Origin of the sequence: Serratia sp. Nf2 (assembly GCF_003028435.1) — a bacterium.
Taxonomy (GTDB): Bacteria; Pseudomonadota; Gammaproteobacteria; order Enterobacterales; family Enterobacteriaceae; genus Serratia; species Serratia marcescens_L.
Genome location: NZ_PYTW01000001.1, coordinates 1,033,192 through 1,053,747 on the forward strand (window position 1 = coordinate 1,033,192; position 20,556 = coordinate 1,053,747).

A 20,556-nucleotide genomic window follows, 5' to 3' on the forward strand; every position below is an offset into this window, starting at 1 on the left:
GCCGATTTGCAGTATCGCCAACATCGCAGCCTTGGTGTAGAATCAGTACTTGTATCTTCCTTCCCACAGCACAGGGCCTGTATGACCAAACAAGATTGGATAATGCAACTTCGCCGTTGTATTAGTATTGAAACCCTAGAAAAAGTCATTGATAAGAACAAGTATGAACTTTCTAATGATGAGTTAGAAACTTTCTATGCAGCTTCTGACCATCGACTTGCAGAAATCACGATGGGCAAACTGTACGATAAAATCCCGGCTAGTGTGTGGAAGTATGTTAGATGAAATGGACAAATAGAATTATTATTGGACTTGTCATAGTACTACTCACTCTTGTAGTACTGCTATTGTTAAGTACTCTCTACTACAGCACGGATATGAAAATGGAACTAGGTTCATTGACAGATTGGATCATTGCGGGTGCCAATGTCGCAATGGCAACAACAGCCGTTATATCTGCCATATTGTGGTTTAACCAAAAAGCCAAACTTAACACTCTAGATATATCTCATAGGCTAGCATTTGATTTTGAAAATCACCTTTGGAAAATCAATGAAAGGTTATATTCTAACATTTTATTTAGGAACAAAATTCTTGATGATATTAAGAGTGAAAATTTGTCGCAAGCAGAGGTAAGATCTCTGATATTCAAAGAGATAAGTAGAAAAACTACAACAGACCTGTCAGAAATTGCATACTTATATAGTAGTATAAGAAAACTGGAAAGACACAACGTAAATATCAAGCCAATATTGAAAGATGTATTCAATGATATTCTAAAAGCAAGGCTGGACTACCTCAATAGCCATTATAGATACCTTCACGAACTCGCCTTTTCACAAGATAACTTGGAAAGTGAGAAAGTAGTTTCCATGAAGAATATTCTTGAAGAAAAAAAGAAAGTTCTTTCTAATATATTTGAGAACAAGCTTGCCAAGCTCGATATTAACAAAGATTACGAATTCAACCCAGCAAAATGACATTAAGGGCATAGACATATGCCCTCGAAGTTAAACTATTAGACTTTCTTTTTAGCTCTTGATTCGGCTTTAATCAACACAGCCTCATCGCCATTTTTGTTCCATACTGTTTCATTTAAGCCCCAATGTATCGAGTAAATCTTCACACCTTCATGTTCATAGACACTATCATTACCTTTACAAGTATAGAGAATTATTAAATCCCCATCATTCAAAGTAATTGCGGTTAGAGAGTCAAAATCGAATACGTGACGCAGTTTATTAGATACAGTACCATCACTATGATAAGTACTGTCAGACAGCAAATAATGCCAGATATGAATTCCGTTTGAACTTGCACGTAGTACTATTCTTTCTCTTGAGAGATCCCCGTGATCCTCAACATAAGATATATCAAGACTCATTTTTACTCTCCAGAAGGCTTTTTGTGTAGTGTACAATAATTTTATTACTAATCATTTCCTGAATATAATATAATCAACATCCTCATCAGAGCGAGGATTTTTGGGGTGTGTAAGGATCAGTTCGTAGTTGTCGCGTATGTTACGGTAAAGGTTAGTAAATTCTACGCACCATGAATTACTAGTGCGTCTCGCTTCCCAGTTACCATTTTCATTCTGCTTCAGTTTGTAGCTCGGTGAGTCAAAATCAAGGAATTCGATCATATCTCTAACCTCAGTTACATGCCTAAACCTCAGTTACATGCCTACAATTTCAAGCTATCACGATAGTATATTCTTGTCTATAGACTAGAAATTGCTCACTAATCTTTTTACTAATTCTTTTGAATTTTTAATCTTATGCTCCTGCCCTTGAATATCAAGTACTGTGATATCCTCTAGATAATGAATATCCCCCTCAATACCATTATCTATAACCATATCTCTAGATACTTGCATGACTACTCTTTCCAGTTCTCTTATAGGAATGCCTCTTTCTTTATAGTTATGGCACTTAATCCCTCTTTCGTAGTGGCGTTGAATTCCTTCAATAACTGCAACTCGCCTACCGACATTAGCTACAGTGACTTCAATTTCATATGGTTCGTCTGCAAACTCATTCGATACAGTACGTGCTGTTATTAGCAACTTCTCTTTATCACGGATAGCTGTTCTTACCGAAAAGAATAGAGCAATACATGCAACAATCAATGATAACATACTGAAACTAATAGTAAGCAAATCCTTATACTCAGTTGCGAATTCGGCCATTTTTTTAGTCCTTTGTTTCTATTTTACAGTACTCTATCATATCTCGATTAAGTCCTTCCACCATCAAGTACTAACTCGGCCATTGAACTTTCCGACGCCGGACGGGGGCGACGACTTGTCTTTCTACTAACTGGTTTTTCAGTAATTACTTTGAGTAGTTTTATTTAAGGGCTTTAACAGCCCGATCCCTAAACAAACGAAGTGCGTTAGCTACTAACAAGGCAGTTATTTTGAGGTAGTTAGTATTTTTTAAGTCGGCGAAGCAAGACTCAAAAACTCCGCGTTCTTTTCGACTGAAAGGAGAAAAAACGCAAGTTTAATCCCTATTAATTTTTCTTAGTTAAGCGAGGTACGAGCTTGACTACGACAATTTTATTGGCGATTCTTTATTATAAAAATTCGAATGAAGAATAATATTAATATAAGGTCGCAAGATGCGAAGCAACACTACATGCCGTGCGTAAACCATTGATATATCTACTATATTTTGTGTCATCATGCGAGATAAAAACACCATCTTGCGAAGTAAACACCCATCTTGCGAAGTAGGTGGTCGCAACATAAAGTAAATCACTTCGCATCATCGATCATTTTTTGAAGTACTTCAATCATTTCTTGAGCAGATCCACCGTTGCTGTATAGTTTGTCGAGTTGATATTTCTGTACCGTAGTGGGGTAATAGTGACCGGCTTTTGAAGTTTTGAAAAGCTTAATGCCTTTTGTATGTGCATCTACCATTGCCTCTGATAGCTGCTTGGTGATAGTCAGAAACTTGCGAACAGTGTTCTCTGATGGCATTGAATCATCACTAGGATAGTACTGTAGCCAGTACTTAACTCTGTCCCTACTAATTTCAGTACAATTAAACAATACATAGTAAACTTTCTCTTTCGGATAGCCTTTCTTGCCTGCACATTTACTGATAATATCAATAACGATTGCTTTACCTTCAGTAGTAAGATCCGAGTACTTAGAATTATTACCAGCAATACTAATAAATTTTGAGTTATCTGTTTTTTGTTGTTTTCCAGCCATTATAAATACCTTAGTTAGTTTAGATAAGCCCCACGCACGGGGCTTCTTTTATTTCGTTTCAATATTGTTGTCGTAATCAGATTGGATATTATCCCTAACTTCAATAAGACGTTGAATTACTCGTCCATCAAGACGTTGATCAAATGCAAACTCGCGTAGCACATTGTTAATCTCTTCAATCTTCCATAGCTGCCATTGTCTGTGGGCATCTATTGCAGTTTTGAAGTTCTTATATTTTTGAATACCATCAACACTGCAACTCGCTCGATAGCTATTGCGATGAATACTGACGCCCTTTGGTAAACCGTTGGTACTTCCATCGTTCATAAGATTATTAATCTTGGTTGGAATCCAAACGCATTTATCCGGGTGATATTCTTTGTTACCAACTACAAGCCAATCTTTGTCGATAGACCAGCCTTCTATGTGAGTAGCAACCCACCATCGAGCAAAATTACTGTACGTGAGCCACTCAGTACTGACAGTCGCTCTACCGCAGTCTTGTGCTGCTAGCCGATCATTCCATGCCATCCGGCATTTTTGTTGAAGCTCTGGTGTTAAACCAATCTCTTGTTGTTTTTCAATATTGTTTGCCAAGTCATTAGTACCAATCCCGGCTACTAGTTTTTTATCCTTCATTTTCAGATTCCATTTACATGTATCACCACGTGCGGGTGATACTCCCTTTACTACTGTTACTTCTTGTCACCTCCTAGAATCGCATATTGGTTAATCAAATAAACCATCGCCCCGCTTTGTGTCTTTGCTTTACCGGCATCAACGATTTGTTGTAAGTACTTCATTTGCGTTTCATTGAGACGCACGTTAATTTGTTTGTTCTTTTCCATTGCTATACATTCCTTATGTTTTAAATGGCAAAAAATCCCCCACTGTAACAGCGGGGTAATTTGCTTCTTTGGAGATATTTATTAAATCGAATGAAATACGTTACCTAATGCAATTCCAAGCTTTTCATTTTGGAACACAAAAGCAATTGTACTTTCATCATCTGTATTTAGTATTTTCACATCATAAAGCGTGAATAATGCAAGCCAAAACACACTATTGAATTGTTCAATGTCTTCGGTTAGTTCTAAATTGTTGTCTTGCAAGAATCGTAGTATCTCATTTACCAGTACTAGATGTTCTGGTAATTCGAGAAATAGCAATTTAACTAATCCACATGCCGTTATAAGGTTAAGCCTGGACATTGAATGCCCCCAATGCCCATAAGAAGGCAATAGACCAAACAATACTAAATGGATTGGCGAGTATTAAAACTATTGCTACGAATATTGTAGATAGTACGATGAAGTCTTTTAGCAGTTGTATCATTGTGGTGTTCCCTTGAGTATTATCACTGTTTTATTTAGTGAAATACCCGTAAAACACCCGTATTACCGACAAAAAAACATTTCGTTTACACAGAAGCCTAATTTATCATTATAAACATCAAATCCGATTTCATTCATACCCTCAGAAACCTTGTACTGTTCTTTAAAATCAACCTTATCATACGAGCACATGAATGATGCTAACATACAAGTACTAATATCTTTGATTTCTTTCTCATTGTGGCAGTTTAAACAAACATACTGCACGGTATCATACTTATCTAACTCTTTTTGCATTTTGGTTATGCAACCTTCGAAAGTATCTTTTACATCGAACGCAGTATAAAAGAACACAGCAAAATCAAAAATAGTATAATCACATTTATCTTTCATAATAATCTCCCAGAATTTGAATAATAGTTTTCCCCACGCTAATTTAATAGCATGTCGAAAACAGTTAGTTTGTTTTACAGACAGGTATCCGCACACTGATATTTTAGTGCGGGATTAGACAAGATTGTTTTTCTTACGGCATGAGTTGCTTCGAAATGAAATTTATCACGCACTCAGCGACCTGTCAATGGGTATTATTCAATAGGGCTTAGAATCTCATTCCAACCCCCTATCAAAGCTAAAAGTACTCAATGTGCCAACACCGCATTAAGATGAAGATTCAAGAACTCTTTGGCCTCAGAGTCCACGAAATCAACAACATTCATTAGCAACAAGTAATCATTCAATACGACTTCGCTTATATTACAATCCAGTGAGAATACCCCATCTTCATCCTTAATGATTTTAACACTACAGCTTTCATATGTAGTACTCTCGCCATTCCTTCTTATAACAACATCACCAGTCACATCACCCTTTTTGTCGGCTACAAGTACATGTTTTACTACATCGTTAACGTAAATCATCTCGATCAAGCTAAACGATAGATCTTTTGTGTGATAAACCTTAATCTTGTTCAACAAGCTAGATATCGTTCTTTCCAGTCTTGTTCTCAATGCTATCTGTGTTATATCAAACAATTCAGTACTTACCGCAAACTCACTTAAATCAATCTTTGATAATGAAAGTTGTTCTAATTCTTTCTTTAACAGTTCAAGCTCATCTTCAGAGTTTTGCAATTCTGTTAACATATCAAAACTTGGCTTCTTCCCACGCTCACGTAATTGAGTGATACCGGCTTTATACTCTTCGATATGTGACATTAACGATTTTATACGTTCCTTACTTATAACTTCCTGACTGTCATTACTTTCGTACACCTTCCCTAAATCCATATTGCGAATATGATTAACTACAATCTTCTCTAATGCATCATATCGTATTGGCTTAGAGTAACATCCGCCTTTCTCAATGGTTTTCAAGCATCCAACATAACGATATGCACCTGCTGAACGTACAGTTAAAGCACCGCCACAAATCGAACATTTTAAAAGCCCATTTAGAATGGTAACTTTTCGGTCCTTGCATACACGCTTATTCTTCGAACCATCGTTCAACCGGTTAAGTACTAATGCGAACTCTTCATCTGTAACGATTTTTGGGTACAACCCTTTGATAACATGTTCAACTGAGGTTGATGTGCCTTTTTCGTAGTCTCGTTCTAGGCTATGTGATATGAAATCACCATTACAGCGAGGATTTCGTAGCAACGCACAAATCTTTGGTGTAGACCATCTTTTGTTACGTATGACTTTTCCGGCCTCATTCATTTTCTTGGCTATGGTAAACGAGCCGTATCCTTGCAAGTACAGATCAAAAATCTCTCGTACAATCGAAGCGTCGGCATTAGCAACGTACTTATCATCCAGAACATCAATCCAGAATGGAGTGTTCTTTATCATGTACTGCCCAGACTCTTCCGCCTTCCTCCTACGGCTGTTCCATGCAGCCTTTATACGCTTAGATTTCAGCGTTGACTCTTCATGAGCACGATTTGCGATAATTGATGCGATCGTACTCGACCAAGGGTTACTCGTGCCAATGACTAGATTTTGTTCAACATCAATGATATCTATGCTGTGTTCTGCAAGTTTTGCAATGTATCCAGCAACGCGAAACGGATTCTCGCGACTAAAGCGGTCAAGGCTTTCTACGATCAGTACTGAGCCGTCGATCTCCCCTGACTCGACACGGCGAAACAGTTGACCAAGAGCAGCCGTATCGCCCATATTTGATCCTTTCCACCCGGAAACACCTGAATCAACGAGAATTTCACAATCATCGACGGAAAGGTTCAATCTCAAGGCATTCTGTAACAAATATTGTTTTAGCTTATCTTCCTGTCGCCCTAATCCATCGCCTGAGATCTGCACATCGCTACTTACACGGCTGTATAGGAAGCATTTCCTCATGATCCACCTCATCTTTTTTTATCTTAGTGTTCTAATGTATCACATTATGTTACATCACAAATTCATATAAAAAAGACGGGAAAAAGGCTCGCAATCCCCTATTTGTTCCGGTAATCTCAAATGCGTTTGTGCCTGGTTTAAGTCGAATCAGTATGGAATCCGATAAAAATGTGCGTTCTCGCACGTTTTCAACGGTAACTGGTTGTCGATGCAACAGGTGCGGACTAGGCTCGTTCCGTTTGGCATTTTTCAGGTAGCGACTTTCGTCGTTAAGGACTTCAAGGGAAAACAACAACAATGGTCAAATCTCAACCGTTTCTGAGATATTTTTTGCGGGTAGTCCCTGCAATTGCCGCTGCGGTTATGCTGTCAGCGTGCAGCTCGACTCACACTTCGAACTTGAATAACGCACAAACTGAGATGCGTGCAGTTAATGACAAAGACGGTCTTTTACTGCAAGCCTCTCAGGATGAATTCGAAGCGATGGTCCGCAACGTTGACGTCAAGTCAAAGATTATGGATCAGTACGCGGACTGGAAAGGCGTTCGCTACCGCTTAGGCGGTGAGACCAAGCGCGGCATCGATTGCTCGGCGTTTGTACAGCGCACCTTCCGCGAACAGTTCGGCATGGATTTACCGCGCTCTACCTATGAACAGGAAGATCTCGGCAAGAAAATCCAGCGCACCAAGCTGCGCGCCGGCGATTTGGTGCTGTTCCGCGCCGGTTCTACCGGGCGCCATGTCGGCATCTATTTGGGTAACGATCAGTTCGTTCACGCCTCCACCAGCAGTGGGGTCATGATTTCCAAGCTGACCGATAACTATTGGAATAAACGTTATCGAGAGGCGCGCCGGGTGCTGACCAACGGTTAACGGCGCAACGCCCTGAAGACCCTGAATACCAAACGAGCGATAAGCGCCGCCTACGGGTGGCGTTTTTTTTGGCTGTCGAACGGGTATCATCAAGATTGATCCCGGCCTTATCGCCCCCTTTCCCCGCTTTACGCCGCCGCACGCCATTATTTTGATAAACTGTCGGCAGGAAATCGCACCGTCGAGGAAAAACTCGCCTATTATCGTCAAATGACGACAACGACGCCCCGGCGTTATTTAAAACGTTTCCGCTTAAAATAGGCGCATTATATTTCTGTCGGCGACGCCGCATATTTAAACGGCGCCGCCGGTTGGTACGGGATAAAAAGGCAAAAATGAAAAAAAAGCCGTTGGCACAATCCATTGACTGGCTGCGCGACACCCCTAACGCCCTGTTGCAGAGGACTCGGTTATGGGCTTGAAAAGAGCTTTCGCCCGCAGCGTGTCTCACCGACAGCGCAGCCTGGCTAAAAGCGGCGTCGCCGCCCTGGTATTTTTTACGCTCTTCACTGCGGTCACGCTTTCTTTGATCAACCACCAGCGCACGCAATACCAACATAAAGTCGAAGCGCGCACGCAAAAGTTCACGCTGGGTTATATCTCGCACCTGACGGCGGTGATGCAGCAAATGATGCCGCTGCTGGACAAGCCTTGCCTCTCCAGCCAGTCGGACATTACCTACCAGGCGGCCTTTACCAGCGGCGTGCGCACCTTCCTGTTGGTCAAGGACGGCTACGCCTATTGCTCCTCCGCCACGGGCGACATGATGTTGCCGATGAAAAATCTCTACCAGGACATCGACTGGGATCTGCCTCTGGATCTCAAGCTGCAGCAGGGCACGCCGATCGTACCGAACAAACCGGCGGTTGCGGTTTGGCTGCGGCATCCCAGCGAAACGGCCACCGGCATCCTCGCTACGCTGGACATCGATCTGATGCCCTACCTGCTGTTCACCTCGCACGACGAACAGGCGCCGGGCATCGCCATCGTGATGGGCAACCGCGCGCTGACCACTTTCAGCCCGAACCTGATGCCGGTCGATCAGCTGCCGAAGGGCAAGGCGGATACCCTGACGCTGCCCAATCTGCCGCTGACCATCCTGTTCTACAACGAGAAACTGACCCCCAACGACATTCGCCTGACGCTGCTGGGCAGCCTGGTGCTGTCATTGATGATCGGCGTACTCTGCTACTACATGCTGCTGCTGCGGCAAAGCCCGGAACGCGCGCTGTTGCGTGGCATCAAGCGCAACGAGTTCTTTATCGAATACCAGCCGGTGTTCCATACCGACAGCAACAGCATCGGCGGGCTGGAAGCGCTGATTCGCTGGCAGCATCCGATCGAGGGCCGCATTCCACCCGATGTCTTTATCCCCTATGCCGAAAGCAACGGGCTGATCGTGCCGCTTACCCGCCACCTGTTCAGGCTGATCGCCGAAGATGTGCCGCAGCTCGCCAAAGCGCTGCCACGCGGAGGCAAGGTCGGCCTCAACATCTCCCCCGCCCATCTTAGCGCACCGTCGTTCCACCAGGACGTGTATGAACTGTTGACGCAGCTGCCGGGCGATTACTTTACGCTGGTGTTTGAAATCACCGAACGCGGCATGGTGGAAGAAGAGAGCGCGCTGGCGGAATTTGACTGGCTGCACAAGCAGGGCATCGAGATCGCGGTGGACGATTTTGGCACCGGGCACAGCGCGTTGATCTATCTTGAGCGCTTCACCATGGATTATCTGAAGATTGATCGTGGCTTCGTCAACACCATCGGCCAAGACACGGTCACCGCGCCGGTGCTGGATGCGGTGATCTCGCTGGCGAAAAAGCTGAAAATGCTGACGGTGGCCGAAGGCGTGGAAACTGCCGAGCAGATGCAGTTCTTGCAAGAACACGGCGTCAACTTCATGCAGGGGTACTACTTCAGCAAACCGCTGAGTATCGACAATTTCGTCACTTACTGCAATGCTCATCAGGTCTTTGATTATCAGGAAAAAAATAGTTAGTCTTTAAGCATCTTTACCCTGCGCCCGCCCGAAGAATGTTATGCTGGGCGCAGGTTGTACCTTATTTCACAGCAGGAGCTTACCGTCTGATGTCCGTGCGCATTTTCGCTGCTCTGGTGCTCTCGGCACTGAGCTTCGGTCTGCAGGCCGAAGCCCTTAACGAAAGCTACGCTTTCGCCCTTCTCGGTGAACCGAAATACGCCACCGACTTCAGCCATTTCGACTACGTCAACCCGGCGGCGCCCAAGGGCGGCGACGTGCGGCTGGCGGCCATCGGCACCTACGACAACTTCAACCGCTTCGCCACCCGCGGCGTGCCCGGCGAACGTACGATGGAACTGTACGATACGCTGTTCACCAACTCCGACGACGAACCCGGCAGCTATTACCCGCTGATTGCCGAATCGGCCCGTTTCCCGGCCGACATGCGCTGGATGGAGTTGGATATCAACGCCCGCGCCCGCTTCCAGGACGGCAGCCCGATTACCGCCGCCGATGTGGCCTTTACCTTCAATAAATTCATGACCGAAGGCGTACCGCAGTTTCGCTCCTATTACAAAGGCGTCACGGTCAAGGCCATTTCCCGGCTGACGGTGCGCATCGAGCTGCCTAAAGCCAACCGTGAGCAAATCCTCAGCCTGCTCAGCCTGCGCGTATTGCCGGAAAGCTTCTGGAAAAACCATAAGCTCAACGAACCCCTCAGTACCCCGCCGCTCGCCAGCGGTCCGTATAAAATCGGCGATTACCGCCTCGGCCAGTACATCACCTACCGGCGAGTGCGCGACTACTGGGCCGCCAACCTGCCGGTGAACCGCGGCCGCTACAACTTCGACAGCATTCGCTACGATTATTATCTGGACGATAAAGTATCGCTGGAAGCCTTCAAGGCCGGCGCTTACGATTTCCGCATCGAGCCATCGCCCAAAAGCTGGGCCACCCAGTATCAGGGCGGCAACTTCGCGCGCAACTACATCATCAAGCAGGACGAGACCAACCAGGCGGCGCAGAATACCCGCTGGCTGGCGTTCAACCTGCAAAAACCGCTGTTTGCCGATCGCCGGGTACGGGAAGCAATCGGCCTGGCTTTCGATTTTAACTGGATGAACAAGGCGCTGTATTACAACGCCTATCAGCGCGCCGACAGCTATTTCCAAAACACCGCCTACGCCGCCCGCGGCTACCCGGACGCCGCTGAATTGGCCTTGCTGGCGCCGCTCAAAGGCCAGATACCGCCGGAGGTGTTTACCAGCATCTATCAGCCGCCCTCCTCCGACGGCAGCGGCAACGATCGGCAAAACCTGCTGAAAGCGACCCAACTGCTGAAAGAAGCCGGTTGGGTGGTCAAGAATCAAAAGCTGGTCAACGCCAAAACCGGCCAGCCGTTCACCTTCGAACTGATGCTGCTGAGCGGCAGCAACTTCCAGTACGTATTACCATTCCGCCACAACCTGCAGCGGCTGGGCATCGAGATGCAAATTCGCGAGGTCGACGCCTCGCAGTACACCCGTCGCATGCGCGAGCGCGATTTCGACATGATGTCGACGGTGTACATGGCGATGCCATTCCCCAGCGCCGATCTGCAAATCCTGTGGGATTCACAGTACATCGACTCCAGCTACAACACGGCCGGCGTCAAAGATCCGGCGGTCGACAGCCTGATCAGGCAGATCGCCGCCCATCAGGGCGACGAAAAAGCCCTGCTGCCGCTCGGCCGCGCGCTGGACCGGGTGCTGACCTGGAACAACTACATGCTGCCGATGTGGTACTCCAACCACGATCGCTACGCCTATTGGGACAAGTTCTCCACGCCGCCGATCCGCCCGGCCTATGCGATCGGCTTCGACAACTGGTGGTACGACGTCAACAAGGCGGCGCGTTTACCGGCTCAACGGCAATAAGGAGTCGGAATGGCGGCCTATCTGATACGCAGACTGTTATTGGTGATCCCCACGCTGTGGGCGATCATCACCATCAACTTTTTTATCGTGCAAATTGCGCCCGGCGGCCCGGTCGATCAGGCCATCGCCGCCATTGAGCTGGGGCATGGCAGCGGTTTTGGCAGCGGTGGCACAGGTGAAGGCCTGGGCCATGCCCGGGCAGGCATCGCGGCTGGCGACGGCCAATACCGCGGTTCGCGAGGCCTGGATCCGGAGGTGATCGCCGAGATCACCCAACGTTACGGCTTCGACAAACCGCTGCACGAACGCTACTTCACCATGTTGTGGAACTATATGCGCTTCGACTTCGGCGACAGCCTGTTTCGCGGCGCCTCGGTGATGCAGCTGATCGGCCAGAGCCTGCCGGTCTCCATCACGCTGGGCCTTTGGAGCACGCTGATCATTTACCTGGTGTCGATCCCGCTCGGCATCCGCAAGGCCGTCCACAACGGCAGCGCGTTCGATACCTGGAGCAGCACGCTGATCATCATCGGCTACGCCATTCCGGCTTTCCTGTTCGCCATCCTGATGATCGTGCTGTTCGCCGGCGGCAGCTACCTCGACTGGTTCCCGCTGCGCGGCCTGGTGTCCAGCAACTTCGACACCCTCTCGTGGCCGGCGAAGATCGCCGACTACCTGTGGCACATCACGTTGCCGGTGCTGGCGACGGTGATCGGCGGCTTCGCCACCCTGACCATGCTGACCAAAAACTCATTCCTCGACGAGATCCGCAAGCAGTACGTCACCACCGCCCGTGCCAAAGGGCTGGATGAGAAAAAAATCCTCTACCGCCACGTGTTCCGCAACGCTATGCTGCTGGTGATCGCCGGTTTTCCGGCCACCTTTATCAGCATGTTCTTCACCGGCTCGCTGCTGATAGAAGTCATGTTCTCGCTCAACGGCCTGGGGCTGCTGGGCTACGACGCCACGCTGCAGCGCGACTACCCGGTGATGTTCGGCACGCTGTATATCTTCACCCTGATCGGCCTGCTGTTGAATATCCTCAGCGATATCACCTACACCCTGGTCGATCCGCGCATTGACTTCGAGGCCCGCCAATGAGCCGCCTTAGCCCGATCAACCAGGCGCGCTGGGCGCGTTTTCGTCGCAACCGCCGCGGCTACTGGTCGCTGTGGATTTTTTTGGTGTTGTTCACCCTGAGCCTGGCCGCCGATCTGATCGCCAACGACAAACCGCTGTTGGTGCGTTATGAAGGCCGGCTGTACCTGCCCTTTATGATTAACTACAGCGAAACCGCCTTTGGCGGCGAGCTGAACACCGAAGCCGACTATCAGGATCCGTTCGTACAGCGGCAGATCGAACGACACGGCTGGGCGCTTTGGGCGCCGATCCGCTTCAGTTACGACACCATCAACTTCGCCACCGAGGTGCCCTTCCCCTCGCCGCCTTCGCGTCACAACCTGCTGGGCACCGACAGCAACGGCGGCGACGTGCTCGCTCGTGTTCTGTACGGCTTTCGCATCTCGATGCTGTTCGGCCTGGCGCTGACGCTGTTTTCCAGCCTGATCGGCGTGTGCGTCGGCGCGACGCAAGGGTATTACGGCGGGCGTTTCGATCTGTGGGGGCAGCGCTTTATCGAAGTGTGGTCGGGCATGCCGACGCTGTTTCTGATCATTCTGCTGTCGAGCATCGTCCAGCCCAATTTCTGGTGGCTGCTCGGCATCACCATCCTGTTCGGCTGGATGAGCCTGGTGGGCGTGGTGCGCGCCGAATTCCTGCGCACCCGCAATTTTGACTACATCCGCGCCGCGCGCGCCATGGGCGTGCCGGATCGGGTGATTATGTCCCGCCATATGCTGCCCAACGCCATGGTGGCGACGCTGACCTTCCTGCCGTTTATCCTCTGCGGCTCGATCACCACCCTGACGTCGCTCGATTTCCTCGGTTTCGGTCTGCCGATAGGCTCGCCATCGCTCGGCGAATTGCTGCTGCAAGGCAAAAACAATCTGCAGGCACCGTGGCTCGGCATCACCGCCTTCCTGGTCTTGGCGGTGCTGCTGTCGTTATTAATCTTTATCGGCGAAGCGGTGCGCGACGCCTTTGACCCCAGCAAGGCGCATTGATATGGCCACTCCTTTGCTCGCTATTCAGGATCTCAGCATTGCCTTCCGTCAGGGCGACACCGTCACGCCGGTGGTCAACGAACTCTCGCTGCAAATCGCGCCGGCGGAAACGCTGGCGCTGGTAGGGGAATCCGGCTCCGGCAAAAGCGTCACCGCCCTGTCGATACTGCGCCTGCTGCCCGCGCCGCCGGTGGTTTACCCTGCCGGCGATATCCTGTTCAACGGCGACTCGTTGCTGCATGCGCCGGAAGCGGCGCTGCGCAAGGTGCGCGGCAATCAGATCGCGATGATCTTTCAGGAACCGATGGTGTCGCTTAACCCGCTGCACACCATCGAAAAACAGCTCGCAGAAGTGCTGATGCTGCACCGCGGCCTGCGGCGCGAAGCCGCGCGTGCAGAGATCGTCGAATGCCTGGAGCGCGTCGGCATCCGTCAGGCCAAAAGCCGGCTGCAGGATTACCCGCATCAGCTGTCCGGCGGCGAACGCCAGCGGGTAATGATCGCCATGGCGGTGTTGACCCGTCCGAAACTGCTGATCGCCGACGAGCCCACCACCGCGCTCGACGTCACTATCCAGGCGCAGATCCTGACGCTGCTGCAAGAATTGAAACAAGAGATGGACATGGGTCTGTTGTTCATCACCCATAACCTGAATATCGTGCGCCGCCTGGCGGACAACGTGGCGGTGATGCGCCAAGGGCGCTGCGTGGAGCAAAACGGCCGCGCGCAGCTGTTCAGCCGGCCGCAGCATCCCTACACGCAGCAGTTGCTGGCCGCCGAGGACGTCGGTGAACCGCTGCCGCTGCCTGCCGCCGCCAACGAGCGCCCCGGCGACGAGCGGCCGCTGCTCAAGGTGGAGAATCTGCAGGTGCGCTTCCCCATTCGCCGCGGCCTGCTGCGCCGCACGGTGGATTATCACTATGCATTGAAATCATTGAGTTTCGAGCTGCGCGCCGGGGAAAGCGTGGGGCTGGTGGGGGAATCCGGCTCGGGAAAAAGCACCACCGGGCTGGCGCTGCTGCGCCTGTTGGCCTCACAAGGCGCCATCTGGTTCGACGGCGAACCGCTGCACCCGCTCACAATGAAGCAGATGCTGCCCTACCGCAGCCGGATGCAAATCGTCTTCCAGGATCCCTATTCCGCCCTGAACCCGCGCCTGAACGTGCAGCAGATCATCGCCGAGGGGCTGGAAGTGCACCAGCGGCTTAGCGCCGAGCAGCGGGAACAGCGCGTGATCGAGGTATTGCAGGAAGTCGGCCTGGATCCGCAACTGCGCCATCGCTACCCCACCGAGTTTTCCGGCGGGCAGCGCCAGCGTATCGCCATCGCGCGCGCGCTGATCCTGCAGCCGCAGCTGCTGATCCTCGACGAGCCGACCTCTTCGCTGGATAAATCGGTGCAGGCGCAGATCCTGACGCTGCTGAAATCGCTGCAGCAACGTCACCGGTTGGCTTATCTGTTCATCAGCCATGACCTGCAGGTGGTGCGTTCGCTATGCCACCAGGTCATCGTGTTGCGACAGGGAGAAGTGGTTGAACAGGGAGACTGCCGGGCGATTTTCGCGGCGCCCGCCGCCGACTATACCCGTCAACTGCTGCAGTTGGCGGATTAGCGGCGAATTCAGAAAGGGTATTGCGCGCTCAGCGGTTCGGCGATCGCGGCGCCGACGTTTTTCAGGCGGCACATGGTGGCGCTCTCGTCGCTGCGCTGCACGAACAGGCAAGGCTCGCCTTCCCATTCGACGATCGCGCAGTCGACCTGAATCTCCTGCAGCGACAGATTGAGCTGTTGCATTACCTGCCAGGCCTCGGCCCCTTCATGGCTGAGTAACTTCAGCCCGATCAGGTTGTTATCTTCGTCTATTCCGTTAAACGGAATCGGTTCGACCTTCACGCCGGTGAAACCGGATAGCCAACGATAACTTTGCGGCAAGCGATGCACTACCGAAAGTTGGATACTCTCCACATGAAATCCCTAGTTTGAAAAGGTGAAACACTTTTACCTGACAGGGTTACTAAGTTATAGCCGTTGACTCCCGACTCTGCCGCGCACAAATGTTATTTAAATGTAAATTTTGCCGCTAGCCATTAACCAGACCCCGTGCTTGCCGATGCCGTGCCATTTTTTGGCACGCCGTGTGGTGTTATTTCACGGCATTTTGCGACTCAGCTCGCATTTTTGCGTTATATGTAACCCTTTCCTGCAGCGATCTCAACTCTTTTTTCTTGCAATGCAACTACTTTTCCGTCGCCATATTTTTACATTGAAGAAACATTTCACCCGCCGCGTTAGCGCCGATTTCCCTGCTAATGCCTTGATTTACATCAACCCTAACACAAACCACCCGCTGCGCTCAGCCGGCAGAACGCCGCGCCTCCCGGGGAATATTGGGCGGTGCGGCGGCGGGATTTTTTAACAAAAAGCACACAGAGGGGAAAACGGCCAATTAATTAGCTTGCGTGTATTTAGCAACAAAATTTCCATTGCCAGTTGCACCCTGAAATGGCAGGGCGCAACCCCATGACGATGCGGGGTGACACGCCCCGCATCGGGAGTACGTCAGGCTGCGCGATCGCGCGGCCGGCTGGCGTAAACATAGAACAGCACCGCCACGATGCTGCACAGCGCCATCGAGGTGACCATTGGCCAGGCGCTTTTGCCCGGTGCCATCGACAGTACCGCCCCCACCAGCGCGCCGATGCTGAAGCGCAACGTGCCGGCCAGAGAAGATGCGGTGCCCGCCATATGCGGGAAGTCATCCAGGATCACCGCCATGGCGTTGGAAGAGATCATCGCGATGCACCCCAGATAGACCGCAACGCCGATCACCAGCGCCCAGAAGCCCAGGCCGACGGCGCTCACCGCCACCAGCCACAACCCCATCGCTAGCTGTACCAACAGCCCCAGCTTGAACATCTTGACCGCGCCGAACCGCCGCACGTTGCGGCTGTTGATCAGCGTCGTCAGGAACAGGAAGACGATGTTCAGCGCAAAATAGTAGCCGAAATGCTGCGGCGAAACGTGGTTCAGTTCGATGTAGACGAACGGCCCGGCGCTGAGGAACGAGAACATGCCCGCAAACGAGAAGGCGCTGGCCAGCATGTAGCTCAGCACCCGTTTGTGGCGGAACAGCGAACCGAAGTTGCCCAGCGTGGTGCGCAGGTGGAACCGTTGTCGCCGCTCTTTCGGCAGCGTCTCCTTGATGAACAGGGCCACCAGCAGTGAACCGATCAGCGCCGCGGCGCCCATGGTCCAGAAGATGGCGTGCCAGCTGAACCACAGCAACAGCGCACCGCCGATCATCGGCGCCAGCAGCGGCGCAATGGTCATCACCAGAATGACGAACGACATCATGCGCGAGAACTCATCCTTGGTGAACATATCGCGCATCAGGGCGTTGATCACCACGCTGGCGGCGGCGGCGGCCAAACCGTGCAGGAAACGCAGCCCGATCAGCTGATCGATCGACTGCGCCATGGCACAGGCGCAGCCGGCGATGGCGAAGATCAGCGTACCCCACAGGATCACCGGCTTGCGGCCGATGCTGTCCGACATCGGCCCATAGAACAGTTGCCCGAAGGCAAAGCCGAGCATATAGGCGCTGAGCGTCATCTGTACGCTGCCGGACTCGACGCCAAACTGGGCGGCGATCACCGGCATACTGGGCAAGTACATGTCGATGGCCAACGGCATCAACATGGACAACAGGCCCAGAATGAAAATCAAACCGAGATGAGAGGTTCGGTTCTGTTGCACGTTCCACGACTCCTTAATCGGCCGCAATCGATGATCGGTTATCAGTCCTGCAGGTGCGGCGCGCCCACGCTGGCGATCTCTTCTTCGGTCAGTGGGCGGTATTCGCCCGGCGCCAGATCGTCATCCAGCACGATGGCGCCGATGCGCTCGCGGTGCAACTCGATCACCCGGTTGCCGACGGCAGCGAACATCCGCTTCACCTGGTGGTAGCGCCCTTCGCTGAGAGTCAGGCGCACCACGTGCTCGTCGACCTGTTCCAGCGTCGCCGGCCGCGTCAGGTCTTTCTCGTTGTGCAGTTGCACCCCTTCGGCGAAACGCTGCGCGGTGTCTTCCGCCAGCGGGTGCTCCAGCGTCACCAGATAGGTTTTCTCGCAGTGGTGGCGCGGCGACGTGACGCGGTGCGACCACTGGCCGTCGTCGGTCATCAACACCAGCCCGGTGGTGTCGATATCCAGCCGCCCGGCGGCGTGCAGCTTGTACGCGACCGGCTCATCGAGAAAATACAGCACCGTCGGATGATCGGGATCGTCGGTGGAGCAGACGTAACCCTGAGGTTTATTGAGCATGAAATAGCGCGGGCCGTTCTGCTGCTGCAGCGGATTGCCGTCGAACGCTACTTCTTGCTCCGGGGTCAGTTTGATCGCCCCGCTCTTCACTACCTCACCGTCCACGGTGACGCGTTTAGCCCGAAGTTCGCGCGCGACCAGCGCACGGCTGATGCCTAACTGCTGAGATAAAAACTTGTCCAATCGCATGGGATCTGCTTTGCCTGTCGTTGTTATGATCGCATTGATCGTATTGCCAAAATATGACGCCCGCCGTTGCACCGGGTGCAAATGGCAGGCTCAGGGGGGAAATCGCGTGGGGGCACAGCGATTGCTGTCACACGAGTATAGCGGCACAACGCGTTGCCCGACAGGGGTAATTTTCACGCTTCTCGCACCGCGCGCGCGCAGAAGGCATAATAATAGAAACTTTTCGGCCGCCCGGCGCGTAAAATGTCACGGTTTCTGTGGGAACAGCGGTGACAAAACCGCGTCCCGACGGCCCATCTCAACCCACGGCGTTCATTTATGGCCTTTATCCTACGCCCCTACCAACTGGAAGCGGTCGAAGCCACCATCAATCATTTCCGGCGGCATCCCGAACCGGCGCTGATCGTGCTGCCGACCGGCGCCGGCAAAAGCCTGGTGATCGCCGAGCTGGCGAAGCGCGCCCGCGGGCGGGTGCTGGTACTGGCGCACGTCAAGGAACTGGTGGCGCAAAACCACGCCAAATACTGCGCCTACGGCCTGGAAGCGGATATCTTCGCCGCCGGCCTGCAACAAAAAGAGAGCGCCGGTAAGGTGGTATTCGGCAGCGTGCAGTCGGTGGCGCGCAACCTGCCGCTGTTCGACGGCGCTTTCTCGCTGTTGATCGTCGATGAATGCCACCGCATCAGCGACGACGACGACAGCCAGTACCAGCAAATCATCCAGCATTTGCAGAAAACCAACCCGCAGCTGCGGCTGCTGGGGATGACCGCCACGCCCTACCGCCTGGGCAAGGGTTGGATTTACCAGTATCACTACCACGGCTTCACCCGCGGCGACGGCACCAGCCTGTTTCGCGACTGCATCTACGAGCTGCCGCTGCGCTATATGATTAAGAACGGCTTCCTGGTACCGCCGGAGCGGCTGGATATGCCGATCGTGCAGTACGATTTCAGCCGGCTGGAAGCCAGAAGCAACGGCCTGTTCAGCGAAGCGGATCTGAACCGCGAACTGAAGCGGCAAAACCGCGTCACGCCGCACATCATCAGCCAGATTGTGGAGTACGCCGAAGACCGCAAAGGGGTGATGATCTTCGCCGCCACCGTCGAGCACGCCCGCGAGATCCACGGCCTGCTGCCGAACGGCGAGGCCGCGCTGGTCAGCGCCGAAACGCCGCCCGCCGAGCGCGATGCGCTGATCGAGGCGTTCAAACAGCAGCAGCTGCGCTATCTGGTCAACGTCGCGGTGTTGACCACCGGCTTCGACGCGCCGCACGTCGATCTGATCGCGATCCTGCGCCCGACCGAGTCCGTCAGCCTGTATCAGCAGATCGTCGGCCGCGGGCTACGGCTGGCGCCCGGCAAGGAGGATTGCCTGATCCTCGACTACGCCGGCAACCCGCACGACTTGTTCACGCCGGAGGTCGGCGTCAGCAAGCCGCACGGCGACAGCCAACCGGTGCAGGTGTTCTGCCCAGCCTGCGGCTTCGCCAACCTGTTCTGGGGCAAGTGCACCGAGACTGGCGACATCATCGAGCACTACGGCCGCCGCTGTCAGGGCTGGCTGGAGGACGACGACGGCCACCGCGAGCAGTGCGACTACCGCTTCCGGTTCAAGAGCTGCCCGCACTGCGGCGCGGAGAACGATATCGCCGCGCGCCGCTGCCATCAGTGCCAGGAAGTGCTGGTCGATCCCGACGACATGCTGAAGGCGGCACTGAAGCTGAAAGACGCGCTGGTGCTGCGCTGCGGCGGCATGGAACTGCAGAGCGGGCGCGACGACAAGGGCGAATGGCTGAGGGCCACTTATTACGACGAGGACGGCACCAGCACCAGCGAGCGTTTCCGCCTGCAGACGCCGGCGCAGCGCAAAGCGTTCGAAATGCTGTTCCTGCGCCCGCATCAGCGCGCGCCGGGCGTGCCGTTCGCCTGGCACACCGCCGCCGACGTGCTGGCGCAGCAGCAGGCGCTGCGCCATCCGGATTTCGTGGTGGCGCGCAAACGCGGGCAGTTCTGGCAGGTGCGCGAGAAAGTGTTCGATTATCAAGGCCGTTTCCGCCGCGCCAATCAATTGGCCTGAGCGAACTGTCCCCAACCTGGGCAGGTTTTCGTTGCCCTGCGGGCGGCTTTCCGTTAAAATGCCGCGCGCTTTACCTGGGCCTGCCCAGCGTTAAAGCGGGTTTCCGAACTTGCTACTTGGGTCGCCTGTAGCAGGGTAAATTTTCTTTTA

General features: G+C 52.2%; 19 protein-coding genes. 9 read left to right on the forward strand and 10 right to left on the reverse strand.

Annotated elements, in window-relative coordinates:
• Positions 1 to 81: 81 nt before the first annotated feature.
• Together hha and C9411_RS04915 are read left to right on the forward strand one after the other, a co-directional pair.
• Complete coding sequence (gene hha, locus C9411_RS04910) at positions 82 to 285, forward strand: hemolysin expression modulator Hha (protein ID WP_072271336.1); 204 nt, start codon at positions 82 to 84, stop codon at positions 283 to 285.
• Between the two features lie 98 nt (positions 286 to 383).
• Positions 384 to 980 (forward strand): hypothetical protein, encoded by a 597-nt coding sequence (locus C9411_RS04915; protein ID WP_146158861.1) that lies wholly within the window; start codon positions 384 to 386, stop codon positions 978 to 980.
• A gap of 38 nt (positions 981 to 1,018) precedes the next feature.
• Here the strand turns inward: C9411_RS04915 and C9411_RS25530 are convergent, their stop codons facing one another.
• From C9411_RS25530 to C9411_RS04940, 7 genes are all read right to left on the reverse strand, one after another.
• Positions 1,019 to 1,384: a hypothetical protein gene (locus C9411_RS25530; protein ID WP_146158862.1), complete on the reverse strand. Its 366-nt coding sequence runs from the start codon at positions 1,382 to 1,384 to the stop codon at positions 1,019 to 1,021.
• A 345-nt stretch (positions 1,385 to 1,729) separates the two neighbouring features.
• Positions 1,730 to 2,191, reverse strand: a complete 462-nt coding sequence (locus tag C9411_RS04920) for a hypothetical protein (protein ID WP_107226561.1) — start codon at positions 2,189 to 2,191, stop codon at positions 1,730 to 1,732.
• 570 nt (positions 2,192 to 2,761) lie between these two features.
• On the reverse strand, positions 2,762 to 3,226 hold the full coding sequence (locus C9411_RS04925) for a hypothetical protein (protein WP_107226562.1): 465 nt from the start codon (positions 3,224 to 3,226) through the stop codon (positions 2,762 to 2,764).
• A 48-nt stretch (positions 3,227 to 3,274) separates the two neighbouring features.
• Positions 3,275 to 3,865, reverse strand: a complete 591-nt coding sequence (locus C9411_RS04930; protein WP_233221874.1) for a hypothetical protein — start codon at positions 3,863 to 3,865, stop codon at positions 3,275 to 3,277.
• Positions 3,866 to 3,921: 56 nt separating this feature from the next.
• On the reverse strand, positions 3,922 to 4,074 hold the full coding sequence (locus C9411_RS25795) for a hypothetical protein (protein ID WP_199200111.1): 153 nt from the start codon (positions 4,072 to 4,074) through the stop codon (positions 3,922 to 3,924).
• A gap of 549 nt (positions 4,075 to 4,623) precedes the next feature.
• Positions 4,624 to 4,953 (reverse strand): hypothetical protein, encoded by a 330-nt coding sequence (locus C9411_RS04935; protein ID WP_102780130.1) that lies wholly within the window; start codon positions 4,951 to 4,953, stop codon positions 4,624 to 4,626.
• A 248-nt stretch (positions 4,954 to 5,201) separates the two neighbouring features.
• The gene (locus C9411_RS04940; RefSeq protein WP_158263872.1) at positions 5,202 to 6,926 is read right to left on the reverse strand and encodes a recombinase family protein; all 1,725 of its coding nucleotides are present in this window, start codon (positions 6,924 to 6,926) and stop codon (positions 5,202 to 5,204) included.
• A gap of 297 nt (positions 6,927 to 7,223) precedes the next feature.
• Here C9411_RS04940 and mepS point away from each other — a divergent pair, with 297 nt between their 5' ends.
• From mepS to yejF, 6 genes are all read left to right on the forward strand, one after another.
• On the forward strand, positions 7,224 to 7,799 hold the full coding sequence (gene mepS, locus C9411_RS04950) for a bifunctional murein DD-endopeptidase/murein LD-carboxypeptidase (protein ID WP_107226565.1): 576 nt from the start codon (positions 7,224 to 7,226) through the stop codon (positions 7,797 to 7,799).
• 412 nt (positions 7,800 to 8,211) lie between these two features.
• On the forward strand, positions 8,212 to 9,798 hold the full coding sequence (locus tag C9411_RS04955) for a cyclic di-GMP phosphodiesterase (protein ID WP_063988771.1): 1,587 nt from the start codon (positions 8,212 to 8,214) through the stop codon (positions 9,796 to 9,798).
• Between the two features lie 89 nt (positions 9,799 to 9,887).
• Positions 9,888 to 11,696, forward strand: coding sequence for an extracellular solute-binding protein (locus C9411_RS04960; protein ID WP_107226566.1), 1,809 nt, complete (start codon positions 9,888 to 9,890; stop codon positions 11,694 to 11,696).
• Positions 11,697 to 11,705: 9 nt separating this feature from the next.
• Positions 11,706 to 12,797, forward strand: a complete 1,092-nt coding sequence (locus C9411_RS04965) for a microcin C ABC transporter permease YejB (protein ID WP_107226567.1) — start codon at positions 11,706 to 11,708, stop codon at positions 12,795 to 12,797.
• Positions 12,794 to 13,819 carry an ABC transporter permease gene (locus C9411_RS04970; protein ID WP_107226568.1) on the forward strand — a complete coding sequence of 342 codons (1,026 nt, stop codon included), beginning with the start codon at positions 12,794 to 12,796 and terminating at the stop codon, positions 13,817 to 13,819. Before C9411_RS04965 ends, C9411_RS04970 begins: the two co-directional genes overlap by 4 nt.
• Position 13,820: 1 nt before the next feature.
• Positions 13,821 to 15,431, forward strand: a complete 1,611-nt coding sequence (yejF, locus tag C9411_RS04975; RefSeq protein ID WP_107226569.1) for a microcin C ABC transporter ATP-binding protein YejF — start codon at positions 13,821 to 13,823, stop codon at positions 15,429 to 15,431.
• 8 nt (positions 15,432 to 15,439) lie between these two features.
• Here the strand turns inward: yejF and C9411_RS04980 are convergent, their stop codons facing one another.
• The 3 genes from C9411_RS04980 to rsuA form a co-directional block, all read right to left on the reverse strand.
• On the reverse strand, positions 15,440 to 15,784 hold the full coding sequence (locus C9411_RS04980) for a YejG family protein (protein ID WP_004935763.1): 345 nt from the start codon (positions 15,782 to 15,784) through the stop codon (positions 15,440 to 15,442).
• 594 nt (positions 15,785 to 16,378) lie between these two features.
• Positions 16,379 to 17,575 carry a Bcr/CflA family multidrug efflux MFS transporter gene (locus C9411_RS04985; RefSeq protein ID WP_063988776.1) on the reverse strand — a complete coding sequence of 399 codons (1,197 nt, stop codon included), beginning with the start codon at positions 17,573 to 17,575 and terminating at the stop codon, positions 16,379 to 16,381.
• A 41-nt stretch (positions 17,576 to 17,616) separates the two neighbouring features.
• Positions 17,617 to 18,330: a 16S rRNA pseudouridine(516) synthase RsuA gene (gene rsuA, locus C9411_RS04990; protein ID WP_063988777.1), complete on the reverse strand. Its 714-nt coding sequence runs from the start codon at positions 18,328 to 18,330 to the stop codon at positions 17,617 to 17,619.
• Between the two features lie 318 nt (positions 18,331 to 18,648).
• Between rsuA and C9411_RS04995 the strand changes: the two genes are divergently transcribed.
• Positions 18,649 to 20,406, forward strand: a complete 1,758-nt coding sequence (locus C9411_RS04995) for a DEAD/DEAH box helicase (protein ID WP_107226570.1) — start codon at positions 18,649 to 18,651, stop codon at positions 20,404 to 20,406.
• Positions 20,407 to 20,556: the final 150 nt, after the last annotated feature.